12 protein-coding genes are annotated in these 16,813 nt (G+C 57.8%); 3 read left to right on the top strand and 9 right to left on the bottom strand.

Features of this window, described 5'->3' with window-relative positions; genetic code table 11:
• Positions 1-11: 11 nt before the first annotated feature.
• Positions 12-3,188, bottom strand: coding sequence for an efflux RND transporter permease subunit (locus tag MID00_RS05620; protein ID WP_254499895.1), 3,177 nt, complete (start codon positions 3,186-3,188; stop codon positions 12-14).
• Positions 3,185-4,405 carry an efflux RND transporter periplasmic adaptor subunit gene (locus tag MID00_RS05615; protein WP_254499893.1) on the bottom strand — a complete coding sequence of 407 codons (1,221 nt, stop codon included), beginning with the start codon at positions 4,403-4,405 and terminating at the stop codon, positions 3,185-3,187. The genes MID00_RS05620 and MID00_RS05615 overlap by 4 nt, the downstream gene beginning before the upstream one ends.
• 327 nt (positions 4,406-4,732) lie before the next feature.
• Here MID00_RS05615 and MID00_RS05610 point away from each other — a divergent pair, with 327 nt between their 5' ends.
• The 3 genes from MID00_RS05610 (at position 4,733) to MID00_RS05600 (ending at position 7,076) form a co-directional block, all read left to right on the top strand.
• Positions 4,733-5,734, top strand: coding sequence for a 2Fe-2S iron-sulfur cluster-binding protein (locus MID00_RS05610; protein WP_083054240.1), 1,002 nt, complete (start codon positions 4,733-4,735; stop codon positions 5,732-5,734).
• A 198-nt stretch (positions 5,735-5,932) separates the two neighbouring features.
• Positions 5,933-6,409, top strand: coding sequence for a Cu(I)-responsive transcriptional regulator (gene cueR / locus MID00_RS05605; RefSeq protein ID WP_009463760.1), 477 nt, complete (start codon positions 5,933-5,935; stop codon positions 6,407-6,409).
• A gap of 118 nt (positions 6,410-6,527) precedes the next feature.
• Positions 6,528-7,076 (top strand): GNAT family N-acetyltransferase, encoded by a 549-nt coding sequence (locus MID00_RS05600; protein WP_250756663.1) that lies wholly within the window; start codon positions 6,528-6,530, stop codon positions 7,074-7,076.
• A 158-nt stretch (positions 7,077-7,234) separates the two neighbouring features.
• Here MID00_RS05600 and MID00_RS05595 read toward each other — a convergent pair whose 3' ends face one another.
• The 7 genes from MID00_RS05595 to MID00_RS05565 all read right to left on the bottom strand — a co-directional run bounded on the left by MID00_RS05595 (position 7,235) and on the right by MID00_RS05565 (position 16,798).
• Positions 7,235-9,487: a TonB-dependent siderophore receptor gene (locus tag MID00_RS05595; RefSeq protein WP_254499891.1), complete on the bottom strand. Its 2,253-nt coding sequence runs from the start codon at positions 9,485-9,487 to the stop codon at positions 7,235-7,237.
• 107 nt (positions 9,488-9,594) lie between these two features.
• Entirely contained in the window at positions 9,595-10,599 is a 1,005-nt protein-coding gene (locus tag MID00_RS05590) for a siderophore ABC transporter substrate-binding protein (RefSeq protein WP_250756665.1), read from the bottom strand.
• The gene (locus MID00_RS05585; RefSeq protein ID WP_254499890.1) at positions 10,596-11,372 is read right to left on the bottom strand and encodes an ABC transporter ATP-binding protein; all 777 of its coding nucleotides are present in this window, start codon (positions 11,370-11,372) and stop codon (positions 10,596-10,598) included. The genes MID00_RS05590 and MID00_RS05585 overlap by 4 nt, the downstream gene beginning before the upstream one ends.
• Positions 11,369-12,310: an iron chelate uptake ABC transporter family permease subunit gene (locus tag MID00_RS05580; protein WP_254499888.1), complete on the bottom strand. Its 942-nt coding sequence runs from the start codon at positions 12,308-12,310 to the stop codon at positions 11,369-11,371. The genes MID00_RS05585 and MID00_RS05580 overlap by 4 nt, the downstream gene beginning before the upstream one ends.
• Complete coding sequence (locus MID00_RS05575) at positions 12,307-13,251, bottom strand: ABC transporter permease (protein ID WP_254499886.1); 945 nt, start codon at positions 13,249-13,251, stop codon at positions 12,307-12,309. The genes MID00_RS05580 and MID00_RS05575 overlap by 4 nt, the downstream gene beginning before the upstream one ends.
• Positions 13,251-15,017 (bottom strand): ABC transporter ATP-binding protein, encoded by a 1,767-nt coding sequence (locus MID00_RS05570; protein WP_254499884.1) that lies wholly within the window; start codon positions 15,015-15,017, stop codon positions 13,251-13,253. Before MID00_RS05570 ends, MID00_RS05575 begins: the two co-directional genes overlap by 1 nt.
• Positions 15,011-16,798, bottom strand: coding sequence for an ABC transporter ATP-binding protein (locus tag MID00_RS05565; protein WP_254499880.1), 1,788 nt, complete (start codon positions 16,796-16,798; stop codon positions 15,011-15,013). The genes MID00_RS05570 and MID00_RS05565 overlap by 7 nt, the downstream gene beginning before the upstream one ends.
• Positions 16,799-16,813 lie beyond the last annotated feature (15 nt).

The raw sequence follows: 16,813 nt of genomic DNA, 5'->3' as shown, positions 1-16,813 counted from the left end.
TGTCCTTGGCTTCATGCGTGTTGCTGGTCGTTGCGGTCAGGGGCCCGGCGCTGTTGGCGGCGCAGTGCCAGTTTGCGCACCAGCACGTAGAACACAGGGGTCAGTAGCAGGCCGAACAGGGTGACGCCCAACATGCCGGCGAACACGGCCACCCCCATGGCGTGGCGCATTTCTGCACCTGCTCCACTGGCCAGCATCAGGGGAACCACGCCAGCGATAAAGGCCAGAGAGGTCATCAAGATGGGGCGCAGCCGTAGCCGGGCGGCCTCCAGGACGGCCGTTAATGGGTCAGCTCCCGCCTCTTCCTGCGTGCGGGCAAACTCCACAATCAGAATGGCGTTTTTGGCGGCCAGCCCGACCAGTACTACAAAACCAATCTGCGTGAAGATGTTGTTGTCGCCACCGGATAGCCAGACACCACCTATGGCCGAGAGCAGGGCCATGGGGGCGATCAGCAAGACGGCAAAGGGCAGGGACCAGCTGTTGTATTGCGCGGCCAGAATCAGGAAGGCCAGCAGGACGGCCAGAGGGAATATGTACAGGGCGGAGTTGCCGGCCTGCTTTTCCTGATAGACCAGGTCTGTCCATTCGTAGACCATGCCTTCGGGCAAGGTTTCCCTAAGGATTTTTTCGATAGCGTCTGTGGCCTGTCCCGACGAGTAGCCAGGGGCTGGGCCGCCACTGATGTCGGCGGAAGGAAAGCCGTTGTAACGGATCACCCGGTCGGGGCCGGAGCCTTCGGTCAGGGTGATAAAGGCGTTCAAGGGAATCATGTCGCCTTTATTACTGCGTACTTTCAGCAGACCAATATCTTGAGCCTGGGCGCGAAATGGCGCGTCAGCCTGTGCCATGACGCGGTAAGTGCGCCCGAAGCGGTTGAAGTCGTTGACATACAGCGATCCCAGGTTGATCTGCAAGGTCTCGAATACGTCTGTCATGGAGACGCCCAGGGTCTTGGCTTTGACCCGATCAATCTCCACATCCAGCTGGGGCGCATTCGTTTGGAAACTGGCCAGCATATTGGCCAGCTCCGGGGCCTGCATGGCTTTGGCCATGATTTGCCCTTGTGCCTGCACCAGAGCTTCGAAGCCCAAACCATCTCTGTCTTCAATTTGCAGTTTGAAGCCACCCATGGCGCCTAGTCCGGGGACAGGTGGCGGTGGGAAAATCCCCAAAAATCCGTCAGGGATCTGGCTGAACTTGCCCATCAGCTTGCCGGCGATGGCGTTGGCAGAAAGCGAGGGGTCCTGACGTTCGTCAAAAGGCTTGAGCATGGCAAACATCAGAGCGGAATTGGGAACATTGACCGGCCCGTTGACGGACAGGCCTGGAAACGCGACCACACTTTCCACGCCCGGCTCGGACAGGGCAATGTTCGACATCTGCTTGACCACCGTTTCGGTGCGGTCCAGTGAGGCTCCGCTAGGAAGCTGAGCGATGCCCACCAGAAAGTACTTGTCCTGAGCGGGCACAAAGCCGTTGGGTACTTGGTGAAAACCCAGCCAGGTCAGACCCACAAAGCCGACATACAACACCAGAACAATCGCACTGCCACGGACTGCACGGCGCACTGTCCCTACGTAAGAGCCGGCAGCGCGGTCAAAGAAGCGGTTAAAGAGGCGGAAGAATCCGCCAAACAGGGTATCGATCAGCCGTGTCAGCCAGTCTGGACGTGTCTTGCTGTGATGGGGTTTTAGCAGGATGGCGGCCAGCGCGGGCGACAGGGTCAAGGAGTTGATGGCCGACAAAATGGTGGAAATCACGATCGTCAGGGCGAACTGTCGATAAAACTCGCCTTGCAGTCCGGATAGAAACGCGGAGGGGATAAAGACCGCTGCCAAAACGGATGTGATGGCAATAATCGGGCCGGTTACTTCATCCATGGCTTTGAAGGCCGCTTGCTTGGGCGACTCGCCCAGCGCCATGTGCCGTTCCACGTTCTCTACCACCACAATGGCATCGTCAACCACGATGCCGATGGACAAGACCAGCCCGAACAGCGAGAGCGTGTTCAGGGAGAAACCAAATATATGCATCAAGGCGAAGGTGCCCACCAGGGACACTGGCACGGCGACCAGTGGGATGATGGAAGCACGCCAGGTTTGCAGAAACAGGACAACCACAATCACCACCAGCAAGACGGCTTCCAGCAAGGTGATGGCCACGGATTGCAAGGAGGCCCGAACGAACACTGTCGGGTCATAGGCGATGCGGTATTCAATGTCTTGCGGAAAACCGCCTTGCAGTTCCTGCATCTTGGCGCGTACCGCATTGGAGACATCAATGGCATTGGCACCTGGGCTTTGAATGATTTGCAGGGCAGGGGCGGATTCGCCATTAAGCAAACTGCGCAGTGTGTAGCCATCGGCCCCCAAAGAGACTCGGGCTACATCGCGCAGACGGGTCACTTGTCCGTCCTCGCCCGTCTTGACCACAATCTCACCAAACTGTTCTTCCGTGGACAGGCGCCCCACGGTATTGACGGTGACTTGAAAGGCCGAGTCCGTATTGGGCTGTTGCCCCACCGAACCGGCAGCGACCTGCACGTTCTGTTCGCGCAAGGCCGCCACGATGTCGCTGGCTGTCAGCCCACGTGTTGCCACGCTGGACGGGTCCAGCCAGATGCGCATGGAGTATTCACCGGCTCCCCAAACCAGCACATCACCCACCCCAGGAAGGCGGGCCAGTTCGTCTCGTACCTGCCGGATGGCAAAGTTGGACAGATACAGCGAGTCGTAGCGTTTTTCCGGGGAGACCAGATGAACCACCATCAGCACATCTGGCGAGGTTTTCTGGGTGACAACGCCGATGCGTTGAACCTCCTCGGGCAGACGAGGCAGGGCGCGAGAAACCCGGTTCTGCACCTGGATCTGTGCCATGTCGGCATCCGTTCCCTGCTTGAAGGCGATGGTCAGGACCATCTGGCCGTCGGTCGCCATTTGGGAGTTCATGTACAGCATGTTCTCCACGCCGTTGATAGCTTGTTCCAGCGGCGCGGCCACCGTGTCGGCAATGACTTCTGGATTGGCACCTGGATACTTGGCCGTTACCTGCACGGTAGGGGGCGTGACTGCCGGATATTCGCTTAGCGGCAGTTGCCAGAAGGCCATGGAACCGGCGATCAGCATCAGCAAGGACAGCACGATGGCAAAGATGGGCCGGGCGATGAAAAAGTGAGGGAACTTCATGGCTGGGCCTCCGCGGGGTGGACCGCAGCGCTTGCTGTTTCACTGCTCGCCTGCATGGGAACGAGGCGGGCAGTGATGCTTATGCCGGGGCGTACCAAGCCTTTGATGATGACTTTTTCACCGGCTTGCAGACCGCTTTTAATGACACGTAAACCATCGACCATCGGTCCAGGTTCGACCACGCGGTATTGGGCTTGATTGTTCTGGTCTACAACCAGTACATATCTTTTCCCTTGATCAGTGCCCAAGGCCTGATCGTCAATCAAGATAGCGGCCTGTTCTGCCCCTGTAGCCAGTCTGACGCGTGCAAACAAACCGGGGGCCAGCATGCCGTCGGGATTGGGAATGACTGCGCGCGCCCGTACGGTTCCGGTGCTGCGATCAATCTGGTTTCCCACAAAGTCCAGTGTCCCCTGATATGGGAAGCTCTGATCTGTTGCCAGTCCAACGGAAACGGGTAGCCCGGAGGTGTTGTCATCCTTTTCGGGGCGGGTCTGGCGGATGGCTTTCAGGTAGGTGGCTTCGTCTATGTCGAAGTACGCATACAAAGGGTCTGTGGAGACGATGGTGGTCAACAGGCTGGCCTGATCAGTGGCGCCGCCATTGACCAGATTGCCTGCCGTGACCAGGACCCGGTCTACCCGACCCGAGATGGGCGAGCGGATATGGGTGTAGGACAGGTCCAGCTGCGCGGCGGCGACCGCTGCTTTGGCAACCTGGACCTGGGCTTGCTGGGCGTTGCGTATGGCCAGTGCATCATCGTATTGCTTGCGGGAAACGGCGCCGGTCTCGACCAGTTTCTGTACCCGGTTCAGATCGTCTTGCGCTTGTTTGGCCAGAACCTCGGACTGACGTAATTGCGCTGTGGCTGTATCCAGAGCCACTTGAAAGGGGCGCGGGTCTATATGAAATAAAGCCTCCCCTTTACGTACCAGACTGCCTTCCGGGACGCTGACCGCTTCGACCGCTCCACTTACGCGCGAACGTAGTTCTACCGATTGAGGGGCGGCAAGAAATCCGGTGAAATCCGTAGAGGGAAGAATGCTGCGCTCCAGAACTTGAGCAACAGGCACGCTGGGGCCTGCGGGTGCACTGGCGGCTTCTGGTGGCGGTTCTGCTGCCTTGTCTTTATGATCGGAACCATCGCGGGCAGCGTAGGCGGTTCCGATGGCGGCGATGGCGCTTGCCGCTAAAGCAAATTTGAATGTTCGACGCATGGCTGTATCCCTTTCTTGCAGCAGGGCTTCGGCCCTTCCGAAGCGTCTGTGCAAAGTTGTTAGCCAAGGCTAGGCATTACAACGATTGGAAGGTCAAGGTTTGTCTGCACACCTTGTTGAAGGTGTTGACTCTCCAATCGTTGGAAGCTTTAGCTTGTTCACAAGGCATTGAGAAATAAGCCTTTTGTGTCGTTAAACAACAACTTTGTGTGGAGTCGCCATGTCAAATACAAGAATGAGACAGCCAGATCCCTATTGGTCAACCAGAACCGGGCGGGAACTGAGAGCAATGCGTGGCCCGTGGGGCTATACGTGAAGGGGGCAGCAATGAGCAGCAAAACAATTCTTATCCGTCAGACCGGTCAGCAGATCGCCGCTCAGGAGGGGCAAAACATTTTGCAGGCCGCCTTGCAAAGCGGCCTGGCCTATCCGCATGGCTGTCGTCTGGGACGTTGTGGGGGCTGTAAAACCCGGCTGGTTGATGGGCAAATTGACCGGCTGGAGCACTCCCGCTTTGCCCTGACCGAGGAGCAGCAAGCCCGCGGTCTGATTCTGGCCTGCAGGGCGATCCCCTTAAGTGATGTGACCGTAGACTGGATTGGCACGGATGATGTACGGGGGCTGGCACCCTCGCGTAGCGTGACCGGCACGGTGTCCGAGTTGCGAGAACTGACGCACGATGTGCGCCTTGTGCGTATCCGTCTGGATGAGCCTGAGCCTCTGATGTTTTTTGCCGGTCAGTACGCGGATATCAAATTCGGACAGGCGCCCGTGCGCAGTTACTCCATGGCCAACCGCCCTGGTGCACCCGAGCTGGAGTTTCACATACGCCGTGTTCCCCGTGGGGTGACGTCTTCGTATGTGCACACCGTGCTTCAGCCGGGCGAGAAGCTCAGCCTGGACGTGCCTCGCGGCTCCTCCTATCTGCGCGAGGGACATGGCGGCCCTATCTTGTGCATTGCGGGAGGCACGGGCCTGGCCCCTATCAAATCGATTGTTGAAACGGCGTTGGCCTGTGGCATGAGCCAGCCCATTCATGTGTATTTTGGAGCGCGCGAACTGCGGGATTTATATGCTATTGATGACTTCCGGGCGCTGGAGCGCCAATACCCCAATCTGGCTTTTACTCCTGTCATCTCCGGGATACCGGCCACTCACTATCGCCGGGGGCTTGTCACCGATATCGTTGGCCACGATCAGCCTGATTTAAGCGGTTGGAAGGTTTATGTGGCGGGCTCGCCATCCATGGTGGATGCCACGATGGGCATGGTGCTCAAGCGCGGTTTGAAAGTGCAGGATTTGCATGTGGATGTATTTTTTACGCCATAGCGTTCTAGAGCCGGAGGCTTGGGCCACGCGGGCGCTTGACCTTCCTACCGTGGGAATCTTCACACTGTGTGTTGTCAGTGCTGGCAACACAGGCCTGGGCAGGCAGAAAAGACTGATGGGGCTTTGGACAAGGCCTGCCACCTTTTGCCATCACTGACACCCGACTTTCGAGTCCTTTCATTGAGCAAGGGGAGCAAGATGAATATTGGTGAAGCCTCCAAGGTATCCAAAGTGTCGGCCAAAATGATTCGTTATTACGAGCAGATTGGCCTTATCCCGGAAACCGAGCGCACTGCTGCGGGTTACCGGACGTATAGCCGAAAAGATGTGGAGCGCTTGCGCTTTATAAGACGTGCTCGCGATCTGGGATTTTCCATGGTAGCCATTGGTGATTTGCTGAGCCTGTGGCACGACCCGTCGCGTCAGAGTGCAGATGTAAAGCGGGTCGCGCAACAGCATCTGACTGAGCTGAGCAGCCGCATTAAAAACATGCAGGACATGGCCTTGGCGCTGGAAGCATCCATTGGTTGTTGTCCGGGTGATGAACAGCCTGACTGCTCGATTTTAAGTACGCTGGCGCAGGCAGAGGATCGTGATCCACAGCCCGATTTGCGAGCTGCTACGGTCTTGCGCCGTCCTGTTCGCCGAGGCATTCAGAGCGATGTACGCCTATAATCGGGCGCGTTCACTCAGGGGGCAAGTTTCATGCGGGACTTGGCCAGGCGAGTTCCCTGGTTGAGCGTTGAGGCGGATTCAATCCTCTACAAACCCGAAATACATCACCTTGATTACCATGCCCTCTTTACCTCCAGGCTTGACGCTGCGCCCTTTGAAAGAAACCGAACTGAATCTGTTGTGGTCTATAGACCGTAGTGAACGGATTGACGGTTTGTACGAGCTGCGCGATGGCGTCTTGCACAAGCAAGCGGCTGATATTGATTTGCAGGGTTGGCCGGAAGGTGACCCGGAGAAATATCACCCGGAACATGAGGACGCTTTTCATCGAGGCTCCTGGTTCATGGGCGTATTCAAGGGTGATAGCCTGCTGGCCGCCGTCGGCCTGGACAGCCTGCCCTTGGGACCACAGGGGGAGTGGCGTCAGTTGTTCTTTCTGCATGTCAGCCAGTCCTTGCGCGGGCAGGGGATGGGCGTATGGCTGCTGGATCAGGCCAAGAAGCAGGCTGTGAAGTGGGGCGCAAAGGCGGTCTATGCCTCGGCCACGCCTTCGGTGAATACGGTGGATTTTTATATGGCTCACGGCTTTGAAATCGCGCCAGAGCCAGACCCGCGTTTATTTGCGCTGGACCCGGAAGATATTCACCTGTTGTGCTTCGTGGCTTAAGAAATTGCTCACTTGTACGCCACTTAGCTGACTGGTGAGTCGACCGCTGGTGAGCTCACCTGAAAATACCGATGGCAGCATCTGCTTGTCATCAAATAAGGGCCTTGTCACACCACTCAGCTGCAACAAGGCCCTGTCATCAAATTCAGCTCTTCAGCTTAGAAATCCATCGTTGCTGACAACATGAAAGTCCGTGGTGCGCCCACACCCAGGCTGGTGAAGTGCGGCTTGGCCCAGTAGGCTTTGTTCGCTACGTTATTCACCGTCGCCCGCAAGGTCAGCGGACGGCCGGAGATCTTGGTGCGATAGCGTGCGCCCAGATCAAACACGGTATGGCCGGGGATGGACAGGGAGTTGTCCGCGCTCAGGTATTGCTTGGATGAGGTGGAGGCGTTGGCCATCACGGTCAGACCTTGCAAGTTGGGTACATCCCATTCCACGCCCAGCTTGGCTTGCCACTTGGGCAGGCCCGTGGCCTGGCGGCCCTCTTCAGCCGGGTTGGCGGCTTTGGTGATTTCCGGATCGGAGTAAGCCACGCCACCCATCAAGCGAACACCTTCCATGGGGGAGCCGAAAAAGCCCCATTCAATGCCCCGGTTGCGTTGCTCGCCACCAAAGGAGAACACGTTGGTAAATGGGTCGGTATAGCTGCCGGGGCGCTTGATTTCGTACAAGGCCAGGGTATGGGCAAAGTCACCCAGATCCAGCTTCAGGCCCACTTCCTTCTGCTTGGTTTTGAAGGGGGCAAAAACCTGACCTGCATTGGCGGCGGTGTTGGGAGCAATCGCGCCTTGGGACAAGCCTTCGATGTAGTTGGCGTAGACCGAGACTTGATCAGTGGCTTTCACCAGGAAAGCGACGGCGGGAGTGGTTGCGCTTTCCTTGTAGCGCTCGCCTGTACGCTGGCCGGTGGTGCCGTTAAAGCTCTCGTTGATCACTTGCTGACGGCGTGCGCCCAGTGTCACTTGTGCGCGGTCCTCGGCAAAGGACAGGGTGTCAGCAAAACCGATGCTCTTCAAGCGAGTTTTAGTGGTGCTGATCAGCGGAATATTGTTCGGCAAGGAAGGCTCTGGGCCCCAGACGGGATCGTAGATATTGGTTTCCCATGCGGTGGGCAGCAAGTTGCGAAAGCCGCTCAGGTCGTAGTCTTCGTTGTACTGCGTGGCGTTGATCGCGAATTGATGGCTGACCGGGCCGGTTTGCAGCTTACCCATCAGACCCACTTCAGCGGTTTTGCGCCGCATCTCGTCGGCCACGCCGCTGAAGTTGATCCGGAAGTCGCCTGCGTTATTGATCACCTGACCAGCGCCCATATTGGATCTGAATTTGGTACGGCTGATACCGGCGGCGGCGTAAGCGGTGAATTGATCGTTCAGATCGAACTCGCCACGGATCATGGCGCCTTTATCGGTGGTGTCGTAAAAAGCCCAAGGCGGGTTCCACGACACATCGGGTTTGGGTGGTTTGGGCAGTTCTACGCCGGGATTCAAGGTCAGGCCGCGCGTCAGGCCGTAGGCGCGGTCTTTGCTGTGAAACAGGTCGGCAGACAAGCGGACACGCTCACCGCGCCAGTCCAGGCCCAAAGAGGTCTGGGTAATTTTCTTGTCCTGGTCTTTGACGGCAATTTCACCATCGCGGTAGGCTGTGTTCAGGCGTACACCAAACTGCTTGTCCTCGCCAAATCGACGGCCCAGATCCACGTGGCCACCAAAGTGCGAGTCGGACATATAGCTGCCTGTGACGCGAAACAGGGGATCGTCGCCGGCGCGTTTGGTGACCAGGTTGACGGCGCCGCCTGCCGAGCCTTTGGGCGGCATACCGTTAAGCAGGGCCGAGGGGCCTTTCAGGACCTCGACGCGCTCGTAGGCTTCGGGCGAGTTGCGGTAGTAGCCGCCCATCCCGGCCAGACCGTTGACGGTGACATCACCCACATCGGAACGGAAGCCGCGGATGGAGTAGCTTTCGTTGCTCTCGCCTGCGATGCCGCTCATGAACACGCTGGGGTCGGTTTTGGCGATCACTTCGCTGATGTCACGCGCCTGTTGATCGGCTATGTATTGCTCGGTATAGCTGATGGTGTTGAAGGGTGTTTCCATGAAGTCTTTGGTGCCCAGCAAACCGACACGTCCGCCAGTGGCAACTTGTCCACCGGCGTAGCTCTCGACGGTCTTGTCGCGCTGGCCTTTGACGGTAACGGATGGCAGGGTGACGACTCCATCGGCCTGGGCAGCCGTACTGTTTTGTGCCTGCGCAGGCGAGGCCATCAAGGCCAGCGCGCTGGCTCCCAAACCCAGTATTAATGCTATTTGCACGGCGCTGAAAGTGCGGTCCAGGGCAAAGCCGGAGCGGCTGGAACTGCCGATTTTACGTATCGAGGGCGCAAACGTCCCATTGTGGCGTGGTGTGTACATGCCAGTTTCCTTTATGTGGCGGGGTGTGTTTCTTTGCTTTGATTAAGGCAAATAGAAATTGGATTGAGTCGCGTTACTGTCTATTTGCCCGTGTAAAAACCGTTAGATCATGGTTGTTGGTAGGCTTTGATCACGTCATCAATAATCAATTTCAGCGAGGTGACACTGGCGGCAGTTACGTACCAGGCTTCGGCATTGGCAAATACCACACGGCCGTTTTGCCAGGCTTTGGTTTCACGCAGCAGCGGGTTGCTCAGGCTGTCGGCGTTCAGGGCAGGGCGACGTTCCATTACGGCGGTACGGTCGATGATGTAAATGATGTCCGGATTGGCTTGCTGGATGAACTCGCTGGAAACAGGCTGTCCGTGCAGGCCGGTTTCTACTGTCGGGCTGGCAGGCTGTACGCCCAGCGCATTGAATACAAAACCGTAGCGGGACTGCACCCCGAAGGAGCTGAACGAGCCGTTGTTATGCAGAACAATCAGGGCTTTTTCAGGACGATCCTGGGTGATTTGTTTGGCCTGGGCGACTTTGGCATCCAGTTCGGCCACTTTTTGTTGGGCCAGCTCTTCTTTCTTGAAAATCGAGCCCAGAGTCAGCAGGTGATTCTTGATGACTTCAATGTGGTTGACCTGGCTATCGCGGTAATCCACGTCAAAGTGAATGGTGGGGGCGATCTGGCTCAGTTCCTTGTAGTGATTGGCTTGCAAGGAGGTGATCAGAATCAGGTCCGGTTTGGCGGCGTACACCTGTTCCACATTCGGTTGCACAATTGCGCCGGTGTCCTGGATTTCAGGGGCATTTTTATACTTGTCCAGGAATGCCGGGATGAAGTCTTTGGGCATGCCCACCACCGGGACACCCAAGGCATCCAGAAAATCCACTTCGTTCATGTCCAGCGCCACGACGCGTTGTGGCAGTTTTTCGATGCGTGTCGAGCCCAGCTTGTGTTCGACCACAATCGGTTCATAGCGGGCACTGGCCTGCGGGCTGACGGCGGCTTGCGGTGCCGGGGTTTCCGCCGCTGCCTGGGTCTTTTTCTCGCAGCCTTGCAAGGCAAAGCTGGCGGCCACAAACAGGGCTATCAGCCCGTATCTGTGTTTGGCGATCATGCTAGTTCTCCTGATGGGGTGAAGTAATTGCACAGGCGGCCACGCTCGCTGTGCGTAATCTCGAAATCCAGACCATAAAGTTCGGTCAGCCGTGCTTGCGTGATGACCTCTGACACCGGTCCTGCGCAGTACAAAGCACCGTTTTTCATGGCCACAATATGATCGGAATAGTTGGCGGCAAAGTTGATGTCATGTACCACCAGAATCACGGTACGGCCGTACTCGTCACAGAGCCGACGCAAGGCGCGCATGATCTGAACGGCGTGCTTGATGTCCAGATTGTTCAGCGGCTCATCCAGCAGCAAATAATCGGTTTGCTGGGCAATGGTCATGGCCAGAAAAGCCATCTGTCGCTGACCGCCGCTCAACTCGTCCAGATAGGACTGGCGCAAGGGTTCCAGCGACAGAAACTGAATAGCGTCGGAGATGGCTTGTTGATCTTCATCCGTCAGCACGCCCCGGCTATAGGGGAAGCGGCCAAAGGCGACCAGTTCTTCCACGGTCAGGCGCAAATTGAAATCAGGAGATTGGCGCAAGGTGGCTACCCGGCGCGCATAGTCGGCAATACGTATATCCGCAATGTTGCGGCCGTCCAGCTGGATCCGGCCTTCGTCGGTCTCCAGCAAGCGGGCGATACTCATCAGCAAGGTGGTTTTGCCGGCACCATTGGGGCCGATCAGGGAGCTGAGCTGTCCGGCGGGGAACTGTGTGCTGACCTTGGAAAGCACGGTCTTCTTCTTGTAGTGTTTGGAGAGCTGATTGATCGTAATCATGCAGTGCCTCGGGTACGAACCATCAGTCCCAGAAAGTACGCGCCACACACCAGGTTGACGAGTATCCCGACGGTCGTGCGGTAATTGAAAATGTGTTCCACCGCTATCTGTGCCAGCAAAAACATGACGATGGCGATGGCGCAGCCTAGCGGCAGCGTGATTCGGTGTCGGAAGCTGCGGGCCAGCGCATAGCTGGTGTTGGCTACAAAAATCCCCATGAAGGCAGTGGGCCCGAGCAGGCTGGTGGAAATAGCCACCAGGGCAGCAATCAGTGCCAGCTGGATGCGCACGGTACGGCGATAGTCGACACCTAAAGAAATGGCTTGTTCGCGGCCCAAAGACAGCACGTCCAGCGTGGGCAAGCTGCGCAGGCTGCCCAGGCAAATGCTCCCCACCAGAAGGGCGGAAACCAGCAGTTGCAAAGGCTCGGCCCGGTTAAAGGACGTTTGGCTAAAACCCAGCAAAATGGAGAACTCGCCGGGGCTGATCTTTAGCTGCACAAACTGTGCGAAGGTGCTGATGATCATGGTCAGTACCAGCCCCATCAGCAGCAGGAAATACACATTGTTCTTGCCCTGGCGAAACAGCCAGTGATGGATTGCCAGCGAGTAGGCCAGCATCAGCACAATGGACAGCACCACATTGCCATTGGCGCCCAGCATCACCAGACTTTGTGTGCCCAGCAGCAAAATCAGCAGGGACTGGAACAGCAGGTAAACCGCTTCGTATCCCATGATGGCGGGCGTCAGAATCCGGTTGCCGGTCATGGTCTGGAAAATAATCGAGGACCAGGCAATGCAGATGCCGCCAATCACCATAGCCGCCAAACGGTTCAGGCGTTTGGGGATGATGTAGTCGAAGTCCAGGCCGGAGCGATAGAACACAAAGCTCAGTGCCAGCACCAGCAATAGTATCCAGACCAGATGTTGCCGTTTCATCGGTTCCTCCAGAAGATCAGGAACAGAAACAGCAGGCCACCCACGCCACCTGCGGTCAGGCCAATAGGGACTTCAAACGGGTAGATAATGAGGCGGCCCAGGATGTCGCAAGCCAGCAGCAGGCTGGCACCACCCAGCGCCACAATGGGCAAGGTGCGAGCCAGATTGTCACCATAGCGCAGCGCCACCAGATTGGGGATGACCAGGCCGATAAAGGGAATGGCCCCTACGGTAATAACAGTGGCCGAGACGGTAACCGCGACCAGTATCAAACCCAGGGCCACGGTGGCGGAATAGTTCAGGCCCAGGCTGGTGGCCATGCCTTCGCCCATGCCCAGCACTGTGAAGCGATGCGCATACAGATAGGTGAGCAACACAATGGGCAGGATCAAATAAATGATTTCGTAATTGCCCTGCACGATCTTGGAAAAGTCGCCCAGCATCCAGCCCTGCATGCTTTGCAAAATCTGATGGTGGTAGGCATAGAACTCGGCAATGGCGCTAAGCACACCCCCATACATCAAGCCAATCACCGGCACCAGCACGGTGTTCTTGAAGCGGATGCGGCGTACCACAGCGATGAAGATCAGGCTGGAGGCAAAGCAGAACAAGAGGGCAAACAGCAGCTTGCCCAATGTGCCGCTGGTGGGGGCCAGAGTCAGGGCGATCAGAATGCCCAGCTTGGCGGCATCCAGCCCGCCCGAGGTGGCCGGTTCCACAAATTTATTGCGCACAATGTGCTGCAAGATCACCCCGCAGACAGACAGGCCTATACCACTCAAGACCAGCGCCGCCAGACGGGGCAGGCGGCTGGCGCTCAGTGTCAGCCAGGCATCGCCTGAAAAACTCCATAATTGTGCCCAGCTGATTTGCCGTGCACCTATCAGCAAAGACAGGCTGCACAAGATCAGAAACACCAGCACAAAAGATCTAGCTCGCATCACACACCGTTATTCTGGGCTGCGGTGGCAATACGCCATCCTTTGGCGGCATGACGCTGGTTCAGGAAGTGGGCATAACGGCCTTGGGTTTCGCGCAGTTGGGCCGGCGGGCCTTGCTCGATAATCTGGCCGTTTTCCAGCACCACGATTTGATCGGCCATGGCTACGGTAGAGAGCTGATGAGCAATCACGAGCAGGGTACGCTTGCCACGCAGACGGGCCAAAGCCTGGGCAATGGCTGCCTGGTTTTCGGCATCCAGTGCGGCAGTGGCTTCGTCCACCAGCAAAATGGGGGCGTTCTTGAGCAGAGCGCGCGCAATGGCGATGCGTTGACGCTCGCCCCCGGACAGGCGGGCCCCGCCTTCGCCCACCGTTGTGTTCAGACCTTCTGGCAAGCGCGCGATGATTTCGCTGACACCGGCTTGTTCTACCGCTTCCATCAACTCGGCCTGGCTGGCATCCGGTTTGCCCAGGCGTATGTTCTCGGCAATGCTGCCTGCAAACAGATAGTCGTCCTGGAAAATCTGGCTGATTTGTGTGGCCAGTACAGGGCTGCCGATCTGGCGTACATCCACGCCTCCAATGGAGACACTGCCCTGGCTGACATCAAAGAAGCGGGCAATCAGACGAGCCAGTGTGGTTTTGCCTGAGCCGGATTCCCCGATCAAGGCCACCATGCTGCCAGGTGCAATGTTCAGGCTGACGCCATTCAGTACATTGGGCTTGTCGGCGGCATAGCGGAAATGCACATTGTTCAGCACAATCGAGCCGTCGCTTGGAGTTTGGGGCGAAGCGGGTTCGGGCAGGGGCTGAACGGCAAACAGTTCTTGAATCGCATCAAGTTGGCCGCGTGCACCGCGCAGCACTTCACCGTAGCTGGCCACTTCCAGCAAGGAGTCGATATAGCGTGCGCTCAGCAGCAAGGACACGATGACGGCGATGACTTCTGCACTGCTTAGGCCCAGACCCGTATGGCTGTTTAGCCAAAGCGTGGCGGCAATCAGCAAGGCCGCAAAGGCTGCTTGTACGGCCCAGGCATTGAGTACCGCCGAGGCCGTGGATTGCCAGATCAGTTTCTTGCCCGCCTGGTGCTGGCGCTCAATCGCTTCTTCCAGCAGACGGGTGCCACCGCCTTCGCCATTGAAGGCACGCAGCACGGATTGGGCCTGGGCAAACTCCACCACGCGCTGGCTGGCATGGGCGAAGTGGGCCTGGAAGGCATCATCAGCCTTGCGTCCCAAATGGGCGGTCAGTGCCAGAACACCCGCCAGCAAAGGCAACGCGATCAGGGCAATCAAACCCAGCGGCCAATGCAGGATGAACAGCGCCACGACCAGCACAAGCGGCGTCACAACTCCGGCGATCAGCGGGGTGAAGACGTGTGCAGGCAATTGGGCCACCGACATCATGCCTTGAGTGACGATGTGCCCAAGCCGCGCGGTGTTTTGAGCGGAGAACCAGCCTACGGGCAGTTGGGCGATATGTTCGCCCAGACGATGCCGGCCACCTTGCAGGATGGCGGCCCCAACATTTACACCAGCCTGCTCCACATGGCGGCGCCAAGCCCAGCAGATAGCCACGCCAAGCAGCAGGATCAGCAACCAGCCGCCTGCTTGTTTGGGTTCGCCATTGAGCAGATGAGTGAAAACGGGGACCAAGGTAGTCATGGTCAGGCCGCACAGCAGGCCGTATAAGACAGCCATCCAGCTATAGCGGCGGAAAATGGGGGCATCCGTACCCAGCAACTGAATCAGGGTCTTTAGCATGATGTGTCCTTGGAACGGTTGTCGTAGCCACCCAGGGTCCAGAGCCGTGCGTAACGGCCTTGTTCAGCCAGCAGGCTGGTGTGACTGCCTTGCTCCACAATCGCGCCGTCTTCCAGCACCAGAATGCGATCCGCGTGCATGATGGTGTCCAGGCGGTGAGCAATGACCAGCAAGGTGCGGCCTTGGGCAAAGCGTGACAGAGCATCTTGAATAGCCACTTCATTGCTGGCATCGGCAGCGGCGGTGGCTTCGTCCAGCACCAGAATGGGTGGGTCCAGCAGGACAGCGCGCGCAATGCTGACGCGCTGACGCTCGCCGCCCGAGAGTTGGGCGTCTTCACCCACGACAGAGTCGTAGCCACGAGGCAGGGTCAAGATACGGTCGTGAATATTGGCGGCGCGAGCGGCATCTTCAATCTCTTGCTGACTGGCCGAGGGGCGGCCCAGCGCAATGTTCTCGCGCACGCTGGCATTGATCAGGCGCACCTCTTGCAGCACAAAGCCAACGCGGCGGTAAAGTTCGGTGGATTCAATCTGGCGCAGATCGGCACCGCCCAGGGTGATGCGGCCCTCGCTGGGGTCAAAAAAGCGCAGTAGCAGGCGGGCGATGGTGGATTTTCCAGAACCGGAAGAGCCCACAATCGCGGTGACTGTGCCTGGCTCCAGGGTGAAGCTGATATTGCTAAGTGCCAGATGGCCTTCGCCGTAGGCATAGCTGACGTTTTCGACTCGCACTTCGTGATTTGCTGGGACTTGTTGCTGATCAGTGCTCAGCGGTTCCAGTACGGGTGTTTTCATCAAAGCTTGTAGGCGCTGTGCGGCACCCGTTGCGCCACCCAGATCGTGCAGCAGGGTATGCAGCAAGAGCAGGGGGGCGCAAATGCCGGGAGCCACCAGGGCGAAGGGCAGAATGTCTACCGGGGCAATCCAGTTCAAATAGCTGAAGAGGGCACCGAAGATCAGCACGACACCTAGAACCGTGACTGGAGCGATCATGGCATGGGCGTGAGCCATGCGGGCCACCAAAGGGCGGGCAAAGTTCAGAAAGGCGTTGGCAAAGCCATCCACGGCCTTGCTATAGCCGCCATGTGCCTGCCCATTGGAACCAAAGGCCTTGACCACGGGAATGCCGCTGACAAATTCCACGGTGGCACTATTCAAGCGGCCCAGCTTTTCGACAAAGCCCTGCATGTTCGCGCTGCTGGCTTTCATGGCGTGGCGCAGGAACAGGAAAAAACCGGGGAAGGGCAGCAAAGCCACGATGGCCATACGCCAGTCCATGACGAACAGGTACAGCACCGAGATCGCAATAGCACCGACGGCGCGGCCGACCGAGGTGTAAAAGTGTGCGGTCAGGCTGTGCAGGGTGGCGATGTCATCCTGCATGGCTTGTTTCACTTCGCCTGAAGCCTGGCCGGTAAACCAGCCTAGGGGCACCTTGGCTAACCTCTGGGCGGCACTCAGACGCAGACCGCGTGTCAGCTGATTGTCGGCCAGGTGGGCCAGCAGCTCGCCTGCCGAGATCAGGGCCAGGCCTGCAAACATGCTGATGATGCTCAATAGCACCGTCCAGCCTATATCGCCTTGCAGCTCGCCAGACAGGGTATTGCCCAAAGTCAGCTTGGCGATATGGGCGATTCCGGCCAAAGGCACCAGGGTCAGCATTGAACCCAAGGCCGCCAGAACGGCGGCAACAATCAGACGTGAGCGTATGGAGCTGAGGATCTGGCTGATTGGGCCAGGCTCTTTACGCACGTCCGTAGCAGTTTCACGAGTGGTCATGAGCGGTGGTAAGTA

Source organism: Alcaligenes sp. NLF5-7 (assembly GCF_024266725.1).
Taxonomy (GTDB): Bacteria; Pseudomonadota; Gammaproteobacteria; order Burkholderiales; family Burkholderiaceae_B; genus Alcaligenes; species Alcaligenes phenolicus.
The sequence above is the reverse complement of the archived record's forward strand: the minus strand, read 5'-3'. Positions and strand labels throughout refer to the sequence as shown.